General features: G+C 31.1%; 12 protein-coding genes, 1 pseudogene and 1 other annotated feature (1 of these 14 only partly in view). Of the genes and pseudogenes, 11 read left to right on the top strand and 2 right to left on the bottom strand.

From position 1 onward, the window contains the following. Window positions 1-103: a binding site (T-box leader), on the top strand; it begins 96 nt to the left of the window's first position. Further along, entirely contained in the window at window positions 66-2,060 is a 1,995-nt protein-coding gene (gene metG, locus B5E87_RS11970; RefSeq protein WP_255374749.1) for a methionine--tRNA ligase, read from the top strand. Its footprint overlaps the feature before it by 38 nt. A 37-nt stretch (window positions 2,061-2,097) precedes the next feature. Here metG and B5E87_RS11965 read toward each other — a convergent pair whose 3' ends face one another. After that, window positions 2,098-3,054 (bottom strand): hypothetical protein, encoded by a 957-nt coding sequence (locus B5E87_RS11965; RefSeq protein WP_087245137.1) that lies wholly within the window; start codon window positions 3,052-3,054, stop codon window positions 2,098-2,100. Window positions 3,055-3,179: 125 nt separating this feature from the next. On the opposite strand from B5E87_RS11965, the gene B5E87_RS11960 reads away from it, so the two are divergent. The 3 genes from B5E87_RS11960 (at window position 3,180) to B5E87_RS11950 (ending at window position 5,997) form a co-directional block, all read left to right on the top strand. Next, window positions 3,180-3,824, top strand: coding sequence for a YggS family pyridoxal phosphate-dependent enzyme (locus B5E87_RS11960; protein WP_087245136.1), 645 nt, complete (start codon window positions 3,180-3,182; stop codon window positions 3,822-3,824). Between the two features lie 21 nt (window positions 3,825-3,845). Continuing rightward, window positions 3,846-4,415, top strand: a complete 570-nt coding sequence (locus B5E87_RS11955; RefSeq protein ID WP_241147177.1) for an HD domain-containing protein — start codon at window positions 3,846-3,848, stop codon at window positions 4,413-4,415. An 88-nt stretch (window positions 4,416-4,503) separates the two neighbouring features. Further along, the gene (locus B5E87_RS11950; RefSeq protein WP_087245135.1) at window positions 4,504-5,997 is read left to right on the top strand and encodes an RNA-binding domain-containing protein; all 1,494 of its coding nucleotides are present in this window, start codon (window positions 4,504-4,506) and stop codon (window positions 5,995-5,997) included. Window positions 5,998-6,031: 34 nt separating this feature from the next. On the opposite strand, the gene B5E87_RS11945 is transcribed toward B5E87_RS11950, so the two are convergent. Further along, complete coding sequence (locus B5E87_RS11945; RefSeq protein ID WP_087245134.1) at window positions 6,032-7,348, bottom strand: amidohydrolase; 1,317 nt, start codon at window positions 7,346-7,348, stop codon at window positions 6,032-6,034. A 148-nt stretch (window positions 7,349-7,496) separates the two neighbouring features. Between B5E87_RS11945 and B5E87_RS11940 the strand changes: the two genes are divergently transcribed. The 7 genes and pseudogenes from B5E87_RS11940 to B5E87_RS11910 all read left to right on the top strand — a co-directional run. Then, the gene (locus B5E87_RS11940; RefSeq protein WP_087245133.1) at window positions 7,497-7,925 is read left to right on the top strand and encodes a MarR family winged helix-turn-helix transcriptional regulator; all 429 of its coding nucleotides are present in this window, start codon (window positions 7,497-7,499) and stop codon (window positions 7,923-7,925) included. Between the two features lie 80 nt (window positions 7,926-8,005). Further along, window positions 8,006-12,226 carry a 2-hydroxyacyl-CoA dehydratase gene (locus B5E87_RS11935; RefSeq protein ID WP_087245132.1) on the top strand — a complete coding sequence of 1,407 codons (4,221 nt, stop codon included), beginning with the start codon at window positions 8,006-8,008 and terminating at the stop codon, window positions 12,224-12,226. Window positions 12,227-12,391: 165 nt separating this feature from the next. Beyond that, window positions 12,392-13,513: a betaine/proline/choline family ABC transporter ATP-binding protein gene (locus B5E87_RS11930; protein ID WP_087245131.1), complete on the top strand. Its 1,122-nt coding sequence runs from the start codon at window positions 12,392-12,394 to the stop codon at window positions 13,511-13,513. Next, the gene (locus B5E87_RS11925) at window positions 13,513-15,078 is read left to right on the top strand and encodes an ABC transporter permease/substrate-binding protein (protein ID WP_087245130.1); all 1,566 of its coding nucleotides are present in this window, start codon (window positions 13,513-13,515) and stop codon (window positions 15,076-15,078) included. Before B5E87_RS11930 ends, B5E87_RS11925 begins: the two co-directional genes overlap by 1 nt. Before the next feature lie 204 nt (window positions 15,079-15,282). Then, window positions 15,283-15,897 carry a cell division protein FtsQ/DivIB gene (locus B5E87_RS11920; protein ID WP_143746909.1) on the top strand — a complete coding sequence of 205 codons (615 nt, stop codon included), beginning with the start codon at window positions 15,283-15,285 and terminating at the stop codon, window positions 15,895-15,897. A gap of 77 nt (window positions 15,898-15,974) precedes the next feature. Next, window positions 15,975-16,937 carry an alpha/beta hydrolase gene (locus B5E87_RS11915; RefSeq protein WP_224762530.1) on the top strand — a complete coding sequence of 321 codons (963 nt, stop codon included), beginning with the start codon at window positions 15,975-15,977 and terminating at the stop codon, window positions 16,935-16,937. Between the two features lie 141 nt (window positions 16,938-17,078). Beyond that, window positions 17,079-17,259: pseudogene (locus tag B5E87_RS11910) on the top strand (transposase); the annotation flags it as partial.

Genomic DNA, 17,259 nt, shown 5'->3' with positions numbered 1-17,259 from the left:
TGTTATCTTGAATAGTGAGAGATAAACGTTAACTGCGTTAAAGTTTTGAGGGTATATCGACAGATATAAAAAAAGGTGGTACCGCGTATAATACGTCCTTTTATAAGGACGTTTTTTATTTTGAAGGAGGAGATATGATGAAAGATCCAAAAGATTATTATTTAACGACGGCGATTACTTATACTTCAGGAAAACCTCATATTGGAAATACATATGAAATTATTTTAGCTGATGCTATTGCAAGAAGTAAAAGACAGGAAGGATACAATGTTTATTTTCAGACTGGAACTGATGAACATGGACAAAAGATTGAGTTAAAAGCTCAAGAAGCTGGTATCCCACCTAAACAATTTGTTGATGAAAAAGCAGCTGTTGTCAAAGAAATTTGGGATATGATGGATACAACATATGATCGTTTCATGAGAACAACAGATGAATATCATGTGAAACAAGTGCAAAAAATCTTTAAGAAATTATATGATCAGGGAGATATTTATCTAGGGCATTATGAAGGTAAATATTGTACAGCATGTGAATCATTCTTTACTGAATCTCAATTGGTTGATGGAAAATGTCCTGATTGTGGTGGAGAAGTTCATGATGCGAAAGAAGAAGCTTATTTCTTTAAATTATCTAAATATGCTGATCGTTTAATTCAACATATTGAAGAGCACCCTGAATTTATTCAACCTGTTTCAAGAAAGAATGAAATGATGAATAACTTCTTAAAACCAGGTTTACAGGATTTATGTGTTTCACGTACTTCGTTCAAATGGTCTATCCCTGTAGACTTTGATCCTAAACATGTTGTGTATGTATGGATTGATGCTTTAACAAACTATATTACAGGACTTGGCTATGATGTTGATGGAAATCATGGTGAATTATATAAGAAATATTGGCCAGCAGATTTACATTTAATTGGTAAAGATATCGTGAGATTCCATACGATTTATTGGCCTATTATGTTGATGGCTTTAGATATTCCTTTACCAAAACAAGTTTTTGGACATCCTTGGTTATTACAAGGTGAAAGTAAAATGTCTAAATCTAAAGGAAATGTAATCTATGCAGATGATTTGGTTAAAATCTTTGGTGTCGATGCTGTCAGATACTATGTTTTACATGAAATTCCTTATGACAATGATGGAAGTATCACATGGGATTTATTAGTTGAACGTATTAATTCTGATTTAGCTAATATTTTAGGTAACTTAGTCAATAGAACAATTGCCATGACAAATAAATATTTTGATGGTATTGTGACAAATCCAGGTGTGAGTGAACCTGTTGATGATGAATTAAAAGAAATTGCTTTAGCTATGCCAAAGAAAGTTCAGGCTTACATGGATGAATTTAAAGCATCTAAAGCCTTAGATGAAATCTTTGTATTACTAAGAAGAACAAATAAATATATTGATGATACAATGCCTTGGGCACTTGCAAAAGATGAAAGCAAGAAAGATCGTCTCGCAACAGTTCTTTATAACTTAATTGAAGCCATCCGTTTTGCTGCTATTGCATTAGAACCATATATGCCTTCTACATCTACAAAGATTTTAGATCAAATCAATACAGATCAAAGAAACTTCTTAGACTTAAATACTTTTGGTTTATATCAAGAAGGAACAAAAGTCACTGAAAAACCTCAACAGTTATTTGCAAGATTAGATCCTAAAGAAGTAGAAAAGAAAGTAGCAGCTTTATATCCTCAAAAAGAAGAAAAACAAGAGGATGACAATCAAATTACAATTGATGATTTTGCAAAAATTGAATTGGTTGTAGGTACAGTTGAAAAATGTGAAAAACATCCTGATGCTGATAAGCTGTTAGTTTCTCAAATCAATATTGGTAAAGAAACAAGACAGATTGTCAGTGGTATTGCTGACTTCTATACACCAGAAGATATGATTGGTAAGAAAGTTATTGTTGTATCTAACTTGAAACCTGCAAAATTAAGAGGTGTTGAATCTCAAGGTATGATTCTTGCAGGATCTAAGAAAAAAATGTTAGAACTTGTGTCTGTAGAAAACTTACCAAATGGTACAAAAATAAGATAAAAACACAAGACCATAGAAATGGAATCATTTCTATGGTCTATTTTTTAAATAAGAAACGATATGATTTTATGTTTCTCACTAATTTATATAATGAAATAAAGTAGATAAAGAATAAAGCTGTAATAATAAATGCATTAACAAGAATATATTGAAAATTTGTATTTATAGGTAATAAATATTGACTTAAAAAATGAGAATTCACAACAAAGATTGTTAAAGAAACAATAGTAAATAAATTAATGATAAAGCTATATTTTAAATATTTTTTGGTATATATTTTTTTGGTCATATCTATAAAATAATCAAAAATAATGATCATAATAAATGGTTGAAAGAAATAGGTCATCATATGAATCATTTGATATGATTCATGTTGTATTTTAATAATAATATCACTAGAAAAGAAAAAACCATAACAAATAAAGAAAGCAATAAATATAATCATAAAGATGGTTTCAATAGTATGATTTGGATAATGGGATGGATGGGGTAAATGATCCAGATCTTGTATATTCCAACAGAGATTTAAATCTTGAGGAATAGGCTCTTTTTTATCCAATATGATTAAAGCTAAGATTGCTATGGCAATGATACCAATCATTATAATGATTGGATAAGAAAGAAAAGCTTCAAAGATAGATGAAGTATTCATTGTTGTCACAACATTGTTTGTTGATTGAAATGATAAACAACCAAATTGTTCAAGATAATAAAGGGTTGATAAAAAAAGATAAATACCTGAAATTAAAAAAACAAGTTTTTCAATGAAATTAACTATTTTAGGATTAAAATGATGATAAATTGTAGGACGATAGCCATATGAGTAAGCAACACTTAGTGGATGTCCATAACTCATTAATAAGTCTTCCATATCTTCATATTGATGTACCGATTGACTGATTTGAGTTTTTAAATCATGATAAACATATTGGCGTTTTCTTCCAAAAAAATAAGAACACACTGCACCTAGATATCTTTCTAATAAATCATTCATTTGAATCACCTCATTATATGAAATATTATAGCACCTTTTTATGAATTCTTTTTGATAAATCTATGATTTTATGATTTAAGTTATGATGAAAAGATTATATAATAAAAAAATAAGGAGGAATGAGTATGATAGTCAATGAAGAAGCAGTCAAAAATATGTTAGAAAAGGTAAAACCTGCAACACTGGTTGCAGCAACGAAATATATAGATGAAAAAGAAATAGAAAAACTGGAAGCATGTGGTTGTTTATATTTTGGAGAAAATAGAGTTCAGGCTTTCTTAGATAAATATGAACAATATCATGGAAAAGGTCATTGGCATTTTATTGGAACTTTACAAAAGAATAAAGTGAAATATATCATTGATAAGGTAGAGTTAATTCATTCTGTAAATAGTTATCATTTGATTGATGAATTAGAAAAGCAAGCACAAAAACATCAGTTAAAAGTTCATATATTATTACAGGTTAATATTGCTAAAGAAGAAAGTAAACATGGTTTTGATGAAGAAGAGATGGATCAGGTGATGACATATTTAAAGAATTGTCCATCTTTGATTGTTGATGGACTTATGATGATGGCACCACATATTGAAAAAGAACAAACACGTATTTATTTTAAAAAGACAAAAGAGTTATTAGAACGATTAAAAAACGAATATCCTGAATATCCATTACATGAATTATCTATGGGAATGTCCCAAGATTATGATATAGCTTTGGAAGAAGGAGCAACTATTGTGAGAATTGGTAGAGCATTGTTTAAAGAATAAGTTTTAAATGTTGGTAAAGATATGATTGTTTATGATATTTATAGTGAATATATCCCAAATTATGTTCAAGACATTATTCAAACATCTCTTTTTCAAAGACTAAAAGATGTAAGTATGAACTGTGGAATGGAATATACTCAATTTGAATCTTTTAGAAACTGTAAAGGTGTTTCTAGATATAATCATAGTATTGGAGTGGCTTTGATTACATATCATTTCACTCATGATAAGCATCAGACAGTTGCTGCTTTATTACATGATATTTCTACACCTGTTTTTGCACATGTTATTGATTTTATGTATCATGATTATACAAATCAGGAAGCAACAGAAAACTTAACAGAAATGATGATTAAAGAAAATAAAGAACTACATTCTATTTTTCATCAATATACACAATTAAATAAAATTCTGATTTCTAGATTACCTCAAGATGGTTATTGGAAAATTGTTTCTAAAAAGCGTTATATCAACCCACTTGTAAGTGAAAAACGTATTTTAGATATTTGTGAGGATTTACAAGAAAGTGTCCAGCTCTATTTAAATAATGATTTTGATTATTATGTTAAAGCGATAAGAGAAGATAAATAGATTTGTAATTGTATAAGATAGTATTTTAAGTCATCATAAAAACAGGTATAATATGAATCAAAGAATATTGTTAGGAGGAATGTCTAACGTGAATAATTTATTTGATATAACTGAGTTTGATTCATATAAAGAAGATAATCGTAGAGAAGTGAAGAAAGCTAAAGGAGGCTTACCTGTTTCATTATGGGAGTCTTATTCAGCTATGGCAAATACCTATGGTGGAATTATTATTCTTGGTATTCAAGAATTAAGTGATAGAAGTTGGAAAACAACAGGATTAAAAATATCTGATAAAGAAAAAATATTGGATAATTTTTGGAATCAAGCTCATAATTTACAAAAAGTCAGTATTAATCTTTTGAACGAAGATGATGTAAATGTATATGAAATACAAGATGATATAATCATCGTTATACATGTTCCTATGGCAAAACGAGAACAAAAACCTGTATATATTAATAATGATATGTTTAAAGGAACATATAAAAGAACACATACTGGAGATTATCGTTGTACTCCGTTACAGGTTAAAGCAATGCTTAGGGATCAAATTGAAGAAACAATGGATATGGCAATCATCGAGAGTATGGATTTATCAGTGTTTGATATAGAAACAATACATGCTTATCGAAATAGGCATCGTGCTTTTAGAGCTGCTCACCCTTGGATGAATTTAGATGATGATCAGTATTTATTAAAAATTGGTGCTGCAAAATTAGGAAAAGATGGCAAACTACACCCAACAGGAGCAGGATTACTCATGTTTGGTGAAGAATATAATATCGTTAATTACTATCCAGAATATTTCCTTGATTATAGGGAAATGTTAGACCCGACTATTAGATGGACAGATCGCTTGCAATCGACATCAGGTGAATGGACAGGTAATTTGTTTGATTTCTATTTTAGGGTTTATAATAAAATTATACGTAATGTGAAAATACCATTTAAAATTGTTGGCGGAGATAGAATTGATGATACTCCTGTTCATCGTGCTTTACGTGAAGTTTTGGCGAATTGTTTAGTTAATGCGGATTTTTATATTCCTAGAGGTATTGTGATTAAGCAGGATAATGATATTTTAACGATTGAAAATCCTGGTTCTATTCGTGTTGGGAAATATCAAATGAAATTAGGTGGAGAATCTGATCCAAGAAATAAAGCATTAATGAAAATGTTCAATCTCATTGGAATTGGAGAAAGAGCTGGAAGTGGTGTCCCAGAATTATTTTCTATCTGGGAAGAACAGCAATGGAAAGAACCCATTATAGAAGAGAAAATGAATCCAGATCGAACTATTTTAACACTTTCATTTCAAAAAAAAGTGCGAGAAAAAAGTGCGAGAAAAAAAGTGCGAGAAAAAAAGCGCGAGAAAAAAAGTTCAGGAAAAACATTCAAACAATATGAACAAATTCTTTCTTATATGGAATATGGACAATGGTATAAGGTAAAAGATTTTATAGATATTTTGGGTGTTAAGGAAAGACGTGTTCAAACATTATTAAAAGAACTAGTAGAAAATGAAAAACTTATTGATAATGGTGTAACCAAAGGAAAACGTTATAAGAAAGCTAATAAATAATGAAAAGGCATAAAAGATACTTGATTTGTATCTCTTATGCCTTGTTTTCATGAGAAAGATAATAGATAAGACTTGCAAAGATGCGAGGACCTAATGCTAGAACTTTTTCATCAAAATCAAAAGCATCATTATGTGGTGATGAAACAATAGGTGTTAAAAGTTTCATGTAAGTGGCTTTGCCACCATGAGCTTGAACACGTTCCATGAAATATGAAAAATCATCACTACCTCCCAGTGGACTTAAATTATATGGAGGTAAGTTTAAATCAGGAAGGTATCGCTGACACATTGAACGAATCGTATTCATAAAGTCTTCATCACAATCTAATGCATAAGCTTTACCCATTTCTTTAATTTCAACAACAGTATCATGCATACGTGCTGAACCTTCAATAATATCTCTCGCATAAATTTCCATATAGCGATTTAATTCACTTGTAACACCACGGACTTCAATTTCAAGTTTAGCTGTTTCAGGTACAACGTTTCTTCCTGTACCAGCATGAACAGTTCCAACATTCACACGTGTCTGACCATCACTGTTACGAGGAATAGAGTGTAAATTTAAAATACAGTTAGCGGCAGATAGTAAAGCATTTTTTCCAAACTGTGGCGATTCAGCAGCATGAGTAGATACACCATGATAAGTAATATCAAGTTTTGTGGTCGCAAAAGATTCATCCATACCAAAATACAAATCATAAGGTTGATCTTCTTGAGGCATAATATGAGCTGCACAAATATAATCAACATCATCTAAGAATCCACTTTCAGCAATACTTCTGGCTCCCATAACACCTTCTTCAGCAGGTTGAAAAATAAGTTTGATTGTTCCATGTAAATGGTCTTTGATGTTCATAAGTATTTTAGCTGTGGTTAAACCAATTGCAGTATGACCATCATGACCACAGGCATGCATTGTTCCACGATGTACAGATGCAAAACCATTCGTAAAAGGAAAATGACTTGATGATGATTCTTCAATGAGGCCTAAAGCATCAATATCAAATCTTAAAGCAAGAGTAGGACCATCTCCACATTTTAATACACCTGCCACGGCAGTCATTCCCATTTTAACTTTTTCCAAATAGTAAGGATTTGCTCCCTGCTTTTGAGCACGGTGGTAATTTAAATGTAAAATTGTTTCTGGTGGCACACCCATACGTGCTTCTTTTTTCATAATATCTTCACCAACAAGCACTTCGTATCCTAATTCCTCTAATGTAGAAGCAATATAACAGGCTGTTCGCATTTCTAACCAGCCTTTTTCAGCATACTTATGTAAATCACGACGACAATTTACAGTATCAGGATAATATAACTTTGCAAGTTCTTTTATTTTTTCATACATATGTATCTCTCCCTCTTTTCTTTATTGTACCAACATCAAATTTGAACATCAAACAATATCGTTTATTTTTAAGAAATAGACAAATAAACAAAAAAATTGACAAATGAGATAAAGTTGTATAAAATGCTCATAGTGTGAGGTAAATAAAATGGATTATCGTAAATATGCTAGAGAATTAATAGGTTATATGATAGAAAATGAACAGGCATTTAAGTTTTGTCATCGTGATATCAGTGAAATTGCCAGAGGGGAATGTGCAGTTCTTATTTATTTGATGGATGGTGATGGAGTCAATGCTTCCGAGATTAGTCAGCGTTTTGATATTAATACGTCAAGAGTTGCAGCAGTGCTTAATACATTATCTAAAAAAGGTTATATCCAAAGGATAGTCGATCCATTAGACAAAAGAAAAATAAAGGTGTTTATTACGGATAAAGGGAAAGCATTTGCTAGAGAAAAACAAAAAGAAATTGAAGCCTATTTTGGTCATCTTTTAGAATGTTTAGGAGAAGAAGATACTAAAGAATATTTACGTTTATCGTTAAAGATTAATCAAATTATTAAAGATTTGAAGTAAAGCATATCAATTGAAGATAATGTCGAAATAAGATAAGATTAAAAATTATAGATAAGTGTAATGTTTAAAGGAGAAGTGTTATGAGTCAATATTATTTAGGAATTGATGTGGGATCTACAACAGTTAAAGCTTATTTAACAGATGAAAAGGATGTCTGTTTATTTTCACGTTATGTCAGACATAATTCAGATGTAAGAAATACAATACTTACATTATTAGAAGAAATTCATCAAGAATATCCAGGAATCAATATTTATCCAGTTATTACAGGATCAGGAGGATTGTCAATTTCTCAATCATTAAATGTCAAATTTGTACAGGAAGTGATTGCATGTACCAAAACAATAGAAACTTATATTCCACAAACAGATGTTGCCATTGAATTAGGTGGAGAAGATGCGAAAATTACTTATTTTGAAGGTTCGTTAGAACAACGTATGAATGGAACTTGTGCCGGTGGAACAGGTGCATTTATTGATCAGATGGCCACTTTATTACAGACTGATGCTTCAGGATTGAATGAATTAGCCAAAAATCATCAGCGTATTTATCCAATTGCTTCTCGTTGTGGGGTTTTTGCGAAAACTGATGTTCAGCCTTTAATCAATGAAGGCGCAAGAAAAGAAGATATAGCGGCTTCTATTTTCCAGGCGGTTGTGAATCAGACTATCAGTGGGTTAGCCTGTGGAAAACCGATTAAAGGAAAAGTCGCTTTTTTAGGAGGACCTCTATACTTCTTAAGTGAACTAAGACAACGTTTTATTGAAACATTAGAGCTTCAAGATGAGGATATTATTTTCCCAGATAATTCCCAATTGTTTGTAGCTATGGGTGCTGCCTTAAATGCGAAAGATGTAGAAAAAGCAATTCCATTGGACAAATTGATTCATGATTTAAAAGTTTTAAAAGATAATGGAACAGAAGCAGCTCATACATTAGAACCTTTATTTCATAATGAAGATGAATTAAGAGGATTTAGAGATCGTCATCTTCAAGCCATGACAAAGAAAAGAAATCTAAAAAAATATCAAGGCAATATTTATGTTGGTATTGATGTTGGTTCAACAACATCTAAAGTTGTATTAATTGATGATGAAGGATCAATATTATATTCTTTCTACAATTCTAACGAAGGAAATCCTTTAGATTTAATTATTAGAATTATGAAGGAAATCTATGATTTAATTCCTGAAGGATGTCATATTCAAAAAACTGGTGTCACTGGATATGGTGAAGCTTTAATTAAAGCAGCATTAAAAGTAGATTATGGTGAAGTAGAAACAATTGCTCATTACACAGCAGCTAAACATTTTGAACCTGATGTTGACTTTATTTTAGATATTGGTGGACAGGATATGAAGGCAATCACCATTAAGGATGATGTCATTCAAGATATTACATTGAATGAAGCATGTTCATCTGGATGTGGGTCTTTCCTTGAAACATTTGCTCATTCTTTAGGATATGAAATTGATGAATTTGCCGAGATGGCATTGATGTCAAAACATCCACTTGATTTAGGAAGTCGTTGTACAGTTTTCATGAATTCAAAAGTGAAACAGTCTCAAAAAGAAGGTGCATCTTTAGCAGATATTTCAGCAGGATTATCATATTCCGTTATCAAGAATGCCTTATATAAAGTTATTAAGTTAAGAAGTAAAGACCAAATCGGTAAAAATGTTGTTGTACAAGGTGGAACATTCTATAATGAAGCCGTTTTACGTGCTTTTGAAAAAGAAGCAGGTATTGAAGTCATTAGACCTGATATTGCAGGATTGATGGGTGCTTATGGAATGGCAACAATTGCGAAAGAAAAAGATGATGGCAAAGGGACAACTTTATTAACACGTGAAGAATTAGAACATTTAACATATCAAAATAGTATGAAAAATTGTGGTAAATGTACAAATAACTGTATGTTGACAATTACTTCATTTAATGATGGAAGAGAGTTTATTAGTGGAAATAGATGTGAAAGAGGAGCTAATTTACCATTAAAATCTAAATCATTACCAAACTTATTTGATTATAAATATCGTCGTGTCTTTAATTATCATTCTTTACCAATAGAAGATGCTCCTAGAGGTATTGTTGGTATCCCTAGAGCTTTAAATATGTATGAAAATTATCCTTTCTGGCATACATTCTTTACAGAATTGAAATTTAGAGTTGTTTTATCATCTCGTTCATCTAAAGCCATCTATGAAAAAGGAATTGAATCTATTCCAAGTGAAAGTGCTTGTTATCCTGCTAAAATTACACATGGGCATATTGAAAATCTGATTGCTAGAGGAGTGCCTTTTATCTTCTATCCATCAGTCGCTTATGAAAGAATGGAAAATGAAGATGCTGGAAATCATTATAACTGTCCTGTTGTTGCTTCTTATCCAGAAGTCATTAGAAATAATGTGGATAATCTCCAACAAAAAAATATAAAATTCAAAAATCCATTTATATCATTAAATAATAAAAAGACATTGTTCCATGTCTTAAAAGAAGAATTAAGTGAGTTTCATATTACAGATCAGGAATTACATCAGGCTATAGATAAAGCTTATGAAGAATTAGATCATTGTCAGCAGGATATTCGTCAGGAAGGAAAACGTGCCATGGAATATATGCGTGAAAACCATATGCAAGGTATTGTTTTGGCAGGTCGTCCTTATCATGTGGATCCTGAAATTAATCATGGAATTCCAGATTTAATTACGAGTGAAGGATTTGTTGTCTTAAGTGAGGATAGTGTTTGTTATTTAGATGAAGAACATTTAAAATTACGTGTTGTTGATCAATGGACATATCATTCACGTTTATATAAAGCGGCTTCTTTCGTTTCTTCACAAAAGGATTTACAATTAATTCAGTTAACGTCATTTGGTTGTGGGTTAGATGCTGTAACAGCTGATCAGGTTTCTGAAATCTTAAAAGCAAGAAATAAAATCTATACTTTAATTAAGATAGATGAAGGAAGTAATTTAGGAGCTATTCGTATTCGTATTCGTTCATTAAAAGCAACGATTGAAAAGAAAGAAGATATTATTGATTTATCTAAGAAGTATGAACAGGTAAAAGTACCTTTTACAAAACAGATGAAAGAAGATCGTTATACAATTCTTTGTCCACAGATGTCACCGATTCATTTCCAGTTTGTTGAAACTGCCATGAATTCGGAAGGCTATAACTTTGAAGTGTTACCTTCAGTTGATAAAGATGCAGTAGAACAGGGATTAAAATATGTCAACAATGATGCATGTTATCCAAGTATTTTAGTTGTAGGACAAATGATGAATGCTTTAAATAGTGGAAAATATGATTTGAATAAAGTGGCATTGATTATTTCTCAAACAGGTGGAGGATGTCGTGCAACAAACTATATTGCGTTCATTAGAAAGGCATTAAAAGATGCCGGAATGGAACAAATTCCAGTTATCTCTGCAAACTTATCAGGATTAGAAAGTAATCCTGGATTTAAGATTACATATAAGATTGCCAAAAAAGTAATCATTGGTGCTATGTATGGGGACTTATTTATGCGCGTTCTTTATCGTGTACGTCCTTATGAAAAAGTCAAAGGTTCAGCCAATAAACTTTATGAATCATGGGTTGCAAAATGTCAGGAAAATGTGAAAAATGGCAGCATGAAAGAATTTAAAAAGAATGTTTATCAAATTGTCAAAGACTTTGATGAATTGCCATTATTAGATATTAAAAAACCAAGAGTTGGATTGGTTGGAGAAATCTTAGTCAAATTCCATCCTACTGCCAATAATGAAATTGTGAAAATCATTGAATCAGAAGGTGGAGAAGCTGTTATGCCTGATTTAATTGATTTCTTCCAGTATTGTTTCTATAACACTTGGTATGAACATGAACATTTTGATGCTTCACAATCTTCAGTATGGTTATGTAATTTTGCCATCTGGTTTGTTGATTTCTTAAGAAAAGATATGATTAAGGCATTAAGAGATTCAAAACGTTTTGATCCACCAACACCTATTGATCAAATTGCGAAAAAAGCAAGTGAAGTTGTCTCTATTGGAAATCAGACAGGTGAAGGATGGTTCTTAACTGGAGAAATGATTGAATTAATTGAAGAAGGTGCACCAAATATTGTGTGTATGCAGCCATTTGCCTGCTTACCAAATCATGTAACAGGTAAAGGTGTTATTAAAGCCTTACGTAAAAAATATCCACAAAGTAACATTGTGGCTGTGGATTATGATCCAGGTGCGAGTGAAGTTAACCAATTAAATAGAATTAAGTTGATGCTTTCAACTGCATTTAAGAATATGAAGTCATAATTCATATTCTTTTTTTCGTCAAAATTCAAATGATATCTATGTTATTATTTAGGATATAAATAAAAAAAACCTATATTTTAAGGATATAAAGATATAGATAATTAAAGAATTCACATAAGAGTCACATCTAAGATATAAAATGTATTTAAGTGAGGTGTTTTGCTTATGATAGAATTTCAAAATGTTTACAAGTCATTTAAAGATAAACATGTATTGGAAGATATCAATTTTACAGTGAATGATGGTGAATTTGTTTGTTTGATTGGACCCAGTGGGTGTGGAAAAACGACTGCTTTAAAGATGATTAATCGGTTGATTAAACCAAGCCAGGGGACAATTTATGTAAATGGAAAGGATATTAGTGAGGAAAATGAAATTGAATTAAGACGTAATATTGGTTATGTTATTCAACAAACAGGATTATTTCCTCATATGACAGTGAAAGAAAATATTGAACTGATTCCAAAGTTAAAAAATAAAAATGATAAACATCTTTTGGAAAAAGTGAAAGATGTTTTAAATATGGTTGGTTTAGATCCAGATGAATATTTAGATAAGTATCCTGGTCAGATGAGTGGTGGTCAACAACAACGTGTAGGTGTTGCAAGAGCTTTTGCAAGTGAACCAGATATTATTTTAATGGATGAACCTTTTAGTGCATTAGATCCTATTACGAGAAATCAATTACAGGATGAACTGTTGACATTACAAAATAGTGTTCAAAAGACGATTGTGTTTGTGACTCATGATATGGCAGAAGCTATCAAATTGGCAGATCGTATATGTATTATGAGTGGTGGAAAAATTCAACAGTACGATACACCTGAACAAATCTTAAAACATCCTGCCAATGACTTTGTTTTAAACTTTGTTGGGAAAAAGCGTATCTGGGATTCACCAGAATTAATCAAAGCAGCAGACATTATGATAGATCGACCAATTACCTGTTATGATCGTTTAAAATGTGTAAAAGCTTTAAATATGATGTTTAATTCAAGCGTTGATAGTTTGATGGTAATAGATCGTCAGGGACATTTTAAAGGTGTTATTCATGCGGCTGATGCAGCCGATGAAAAAAATAAAGATGAAATTGTGGGTCATGTTATGCAAAAGGAATGTATCACAGTTTCTTCACAGGAATCAATCGTTGATGTTTTAAATATCACCAAAGAGAAGAATATGTATACAATTCCTGTTGTAGATGATGGGATCTTAAAAGGTTTAATTACCAAGAGTACCCTGGTTACAACGCTTTCTAAAAAATATGATGAAAGTGAGGGAGAATAATGCAAGCATTTATAGATTATTGTTCCCAAAACTATATGCAGATTTTTGATTTATTAATAGGTCATGTTCAATTGACTGTTATGGCTATTTTGATTGCGATTATTATAGGTGTCCCTTTAGGTATTTTTATTACTTATTTTAAGCCATCTAAAAAACCAATTATGGCATTAGCAAATATTATTCAGGCGATTCCATCAATGGCCTTATTAGGTTTTATGATTCCTCTTTTAGGAATTGGAACAAAACCAGCCATTGTCATGGTGATACTTTACTCTTTATTACCTATTATTAAAAATACAGTCACAGGACTGGACAATATTAATGGAGAAACTTTAGAAGCCGCTAAAGGTATTGGTTTAAATAAATTTCAGGTTTTATATAAAGTTCAGATTCCATTAGCTGCACCTGTTATCATGGCTGGTGTCAGAGTCAGTGCAGTTAGTTCGGTTGGTTTGATGACTTTGGCAGCTTTTATTGGCGCTGATGGTTTAGGATATCTGGTTTATGCGGGTATTCGAACGGTCAATAATGCTCAAATCTTAGCTGGAGCTATACCTGCCTGCTTACTGGCATTACTTATAGATTATATATTTTCTATTTTAGAGAGATTAGTCACACCAAAGAGTTTCCAATTATCAAAACCAAGATCTAAAATGAAAGGCACATTGGATAAAGTTGTCATTGTTATTTCATGTCTTGCTTTAGCAGCCAGCTTTGTTTATACAGGCTTAGCAAAGACAAATGGCAGTCAAGTCATTAGAATTGGAAGCATGGATTTTACTGAACAAGAAATATTAAATTATATGTTGAAATATTATATAGAGGATCATACTGATATTGAGGTTGAACAGTCATTATCTCTAGGTTCAAGTTCTATTGTCTTAGATGCCGTGCGTACGGGATCCATTGATATGTATGTAGAATATACAGGAACAATTTATGGTAATGTCTTAGGCAACGAACCTAATGGAAATGTTGATGAAGTCTATAACGCTGTCAAAGAACAGATGAAAGAACAATATGATTTAAATGTTTTAGATTCTCTAGGCTTCAACAATACTTATACACTTGCGATTAGAAAAGATACAGCTGAGCAGTATCATATCAAAACAATAAGTGATTTATGTAAAGTTTCTCAACAACTCACATTTTCACCAACATTAATGTTTATGGAAAGAGAAGATTGCTGGGTAGGATTACAAAAAGCATATTCTATTCATTTCAAACAGACTGTTCCTATTGATGGAGCACCACGATATACAGCTTTAATGAACAATGAATGTGATGTCATTGATGCTTATTCAACAGATGGACTATTAAAGAAGTTTGATTTACAGGTTTTAGAAGATGATAAAAATTTCTTCTTACCCTATCATGCTATACCAATTGCGAATAATACAGTTATCGAAGAGTATCCTGAAGTTGTTGAACTGATCAATCAGCTTCAAAATTATCTCAGTGATGAAGTCATGGTAGAATTGAATTATAGAGTGGATGAGTTGAATGAAAAGACAAGTGATGTCGCAAGGGAATTCTTAATTGAAAATGATTTAATCAGTGAGTAGGCAAGACCTGCTCATTTTTATTTATTTTTATAGATATTATTTATATAATGAAAGATATGGAGGTAAGATGATGGATGAATATAGGGATAATCAGGTTAAAAAATTAATGATGAAAAGAAAAAAAAGAAAAGAATAAAAGTGATAAGATTATTCTTTGTGTTAGGAATCATAGGATTTGTTTTTTTTATTTTATTGTCTGATATTATGAAAATTAAAACAATTCATGTCATAGGTGTCAATGATGCAGAATTGGAACAACAAATAAGTGAACAGCTATCAGGATATATGGGAGATTATACATGGATAGATATGTTATTTTCTAAGGACAATATAGTTCAGGATATAGAAGAAATGAAACGTTTTGAAAATGTTTTAGTTGAAATTGATTTTATGGGAAATATACAACTGCATGTTCAAGAAGTTCAGCCATTATGTTATGCTAAGATTCAAAACAAAAATTATCTTATTAATAAATTAGGTGGAGTTTATCAAACCAAACAAATACCATCATCATTGATTCAATGTAGTGATTTTCAAAGTACAGAGATGTTAAGTCAATTGGGTCATTCATTACATAATGTTTCTGATATAGTTTTAAATGAAACAAGTGAAATTCACTATTGTGGAGATCGTTATGATAAAGATTTAATAGAGTTTTATATGTATGATCATAATTTCATTAAAATAAATATTTCTCAAATAGATCAAAGATTGTCTGAAGATTCTTTTCATTATGCTGCATATAAATTGAAAAAACCTCAAAATACAATATATAGCTTTGAAGGCAAGTATATGTATATAAAAAAATGTGAAAAATAAAATATAATATTGGTGGTTTTCTTGAAGAGTCCATATTTTTTCAGTACAATAAAGCCAACATGAAGGGAATGAAGATAATGAAAAAAAGAGGATTTATCATTGCTTTTATCATTATAGCTATTTTATTAAGTGGAGCTTATGGTGTAGGAACGTATTTTGTAAATTATGCTTTATCACCAGCAAGTGAATCTGATCAAAGAGTGGTTGATGAGGAAGATGAAATCAAATTAACAGGAGATGTTCAGCAGCAGATTGATGACAATGCTGATGCTGAATTTATAAAAGGTGTGGATTTTGAAAATAAAACAAGACCGATGATTGTAAGTCAAGATGATTCATTAAGATTGAAAGGACAGTATCTAGATCATGATAATGTTCATCAGTGGGTTATCTTGATTCATGGTTATAAATCAAGCAATGAAGAAATGATGTCCTATGGAGCTACTTATTACGAAAATGGATATAATGTTGTCTTGCCAGATAATCGTGCTCATGGAAAAAGTGAAGGCGAATATATTGGAATGGGATGGTTAGATAAAGATGATATTGCCTGTTGGGTAGATTGGATTAATAATAGAGATTCGCAGGCACAGATTCTTTTACATGGTGTATCTATGGGTGGAGCCACTGTTATGATGGCTTCAGGAGATCGTCTTTTAAATGTCGTTGGATATATTGAAGATTGTGGTTATACAAGTGTATGGGATATATTTGCAAGTGAACTCGATAAACGTTTTTCACTTCCAACATTTCCTGTTTTAGATATTTCTAATTTTCTAGCCAGAATCAAGGTAGGATATGATTTTAAAGAAGCTTCAAGTATAGAACAAGTGAAAAATGCAAATCAGCCAATGTTGTTTATTCATGGTGGAAAAGATGATTTTGTGCCAGTTCAAATGGCTTATGAAGTTTATGAGGCTTATCCAACAACAAAGGATATATATATTGTAGATGAGGCAGGACATGCTCAATCAAAAGATTATGATGTTGAGGCTTATTGGGACAAAGTCTTTACATTTATTGATGAAAATATATTTTAAAAGAGTAAAAAAATTTCGTTGCTTTAAACAACGAAATTTTTCGGTATATTAAATAATCGCGGGGTAAACCTTAACCTTTAATTTTATTATGGGGTTTGCCTTTTTCTGCTTTAATTTCTAAATGGGGTAATTTCATAATAAAAAACAAAAGAATTCGATTCATTAATAAAAAGAATGAAATTATCAAATATACAAGAGATGACTGAATGTGCAAAGACACTCACAAACTGGAAACAGGAGATATTAAATTCATTTCATTGGTATGATGGAAGAAGACTTTCAAACGGACCTATAGAAGGAAAGAATAACTATATAAAGAAAA

Source organism: Massilimicrobiota sp. An142, assembly GCF_002160725.1.
In the GTDB taxonomy this organism is placed as follows: Bacteria; Bacillota_I; Bacilli_A; order Erysipelotrichales; family Coprobacillaceae; genus Allocoprobacillus; species Allocoprobacillus merdigallinarum.
Note: the sequence above shows the minus strand (reverse complement) of the source record. Positions and strands in the feature narration are given on the sequence as shown.

Bases quoted from the DNA above. Each gene is read 5' to 3' on its own strand.
- B5E87_RS11965 (WP_087245137.1), bottom strand. From the start codon at position 3,054: ATGAATGATTTATTAGAAAGATATCTAGGTGCAGTGTGTTCTTATTTT.
- B5E87_RS11960 (WP_087245136.1), top strand. From the start codon at position 3,180: ATGATAGTCAATGAAGAAGCAGTCAAAAATATGTTAGAAAAGGTAAAA.
- B5E87_RS11955 (WP_241147177.1), top strand. From the start codon at position 3,846: ATGATTGTTTATGATATTTATAGTGAATATATCCCAAATTATGTTCAA.
- B5E87_RS11945 (WP_087245134.1), bottom strand. From the start codon at position 7,348: ATGTATGAAAAAATAAAAGAACTTGCAAAGTTATATTATCCTGATACT.
- B5E87_RS11940 (WP_087245133.1), top strand. From the start codon at position 7,497: ATGGATTATCGTAAATATGCTAGAGAATTAATAGGTTATATGATAGAA.
- B5E87_RS11935 (WP_087245132.1), top strand. From the start codon at position 8,006: ATGAGTCAATATTATTTAGGAATTGATGTGGGATCTACAACAGTTAAA.
- B5E87_RS11930 (WP_087245131.1), top strand. From the start codon at position 12,392: ATGATAGAATTTCAAAATGTTTACAAGTCATTTAAAGATAAACATGTA.
- B5E87_RS11925 (WP_087245130.1), top strand. From the start codon at position 13,513: ATGCAAGCATTTATAGATTATTGTTCCCAAAACTATATGCAGATTTTT.
- B5E87_RS11920 (WP_143746909.1), top strand. From the start codon at position 15,283: ATGAAAATTAAAACAATTCATGTCATAGGTGTCAATGATGCAGAATTG.
- B5E87_RS11915 (WP_224762530.1), top strand. From the start codon at position 15,975: ATGAAAAAAAGAGGATTTATCATTGCTTTTATCATTATAGCTATTTTA.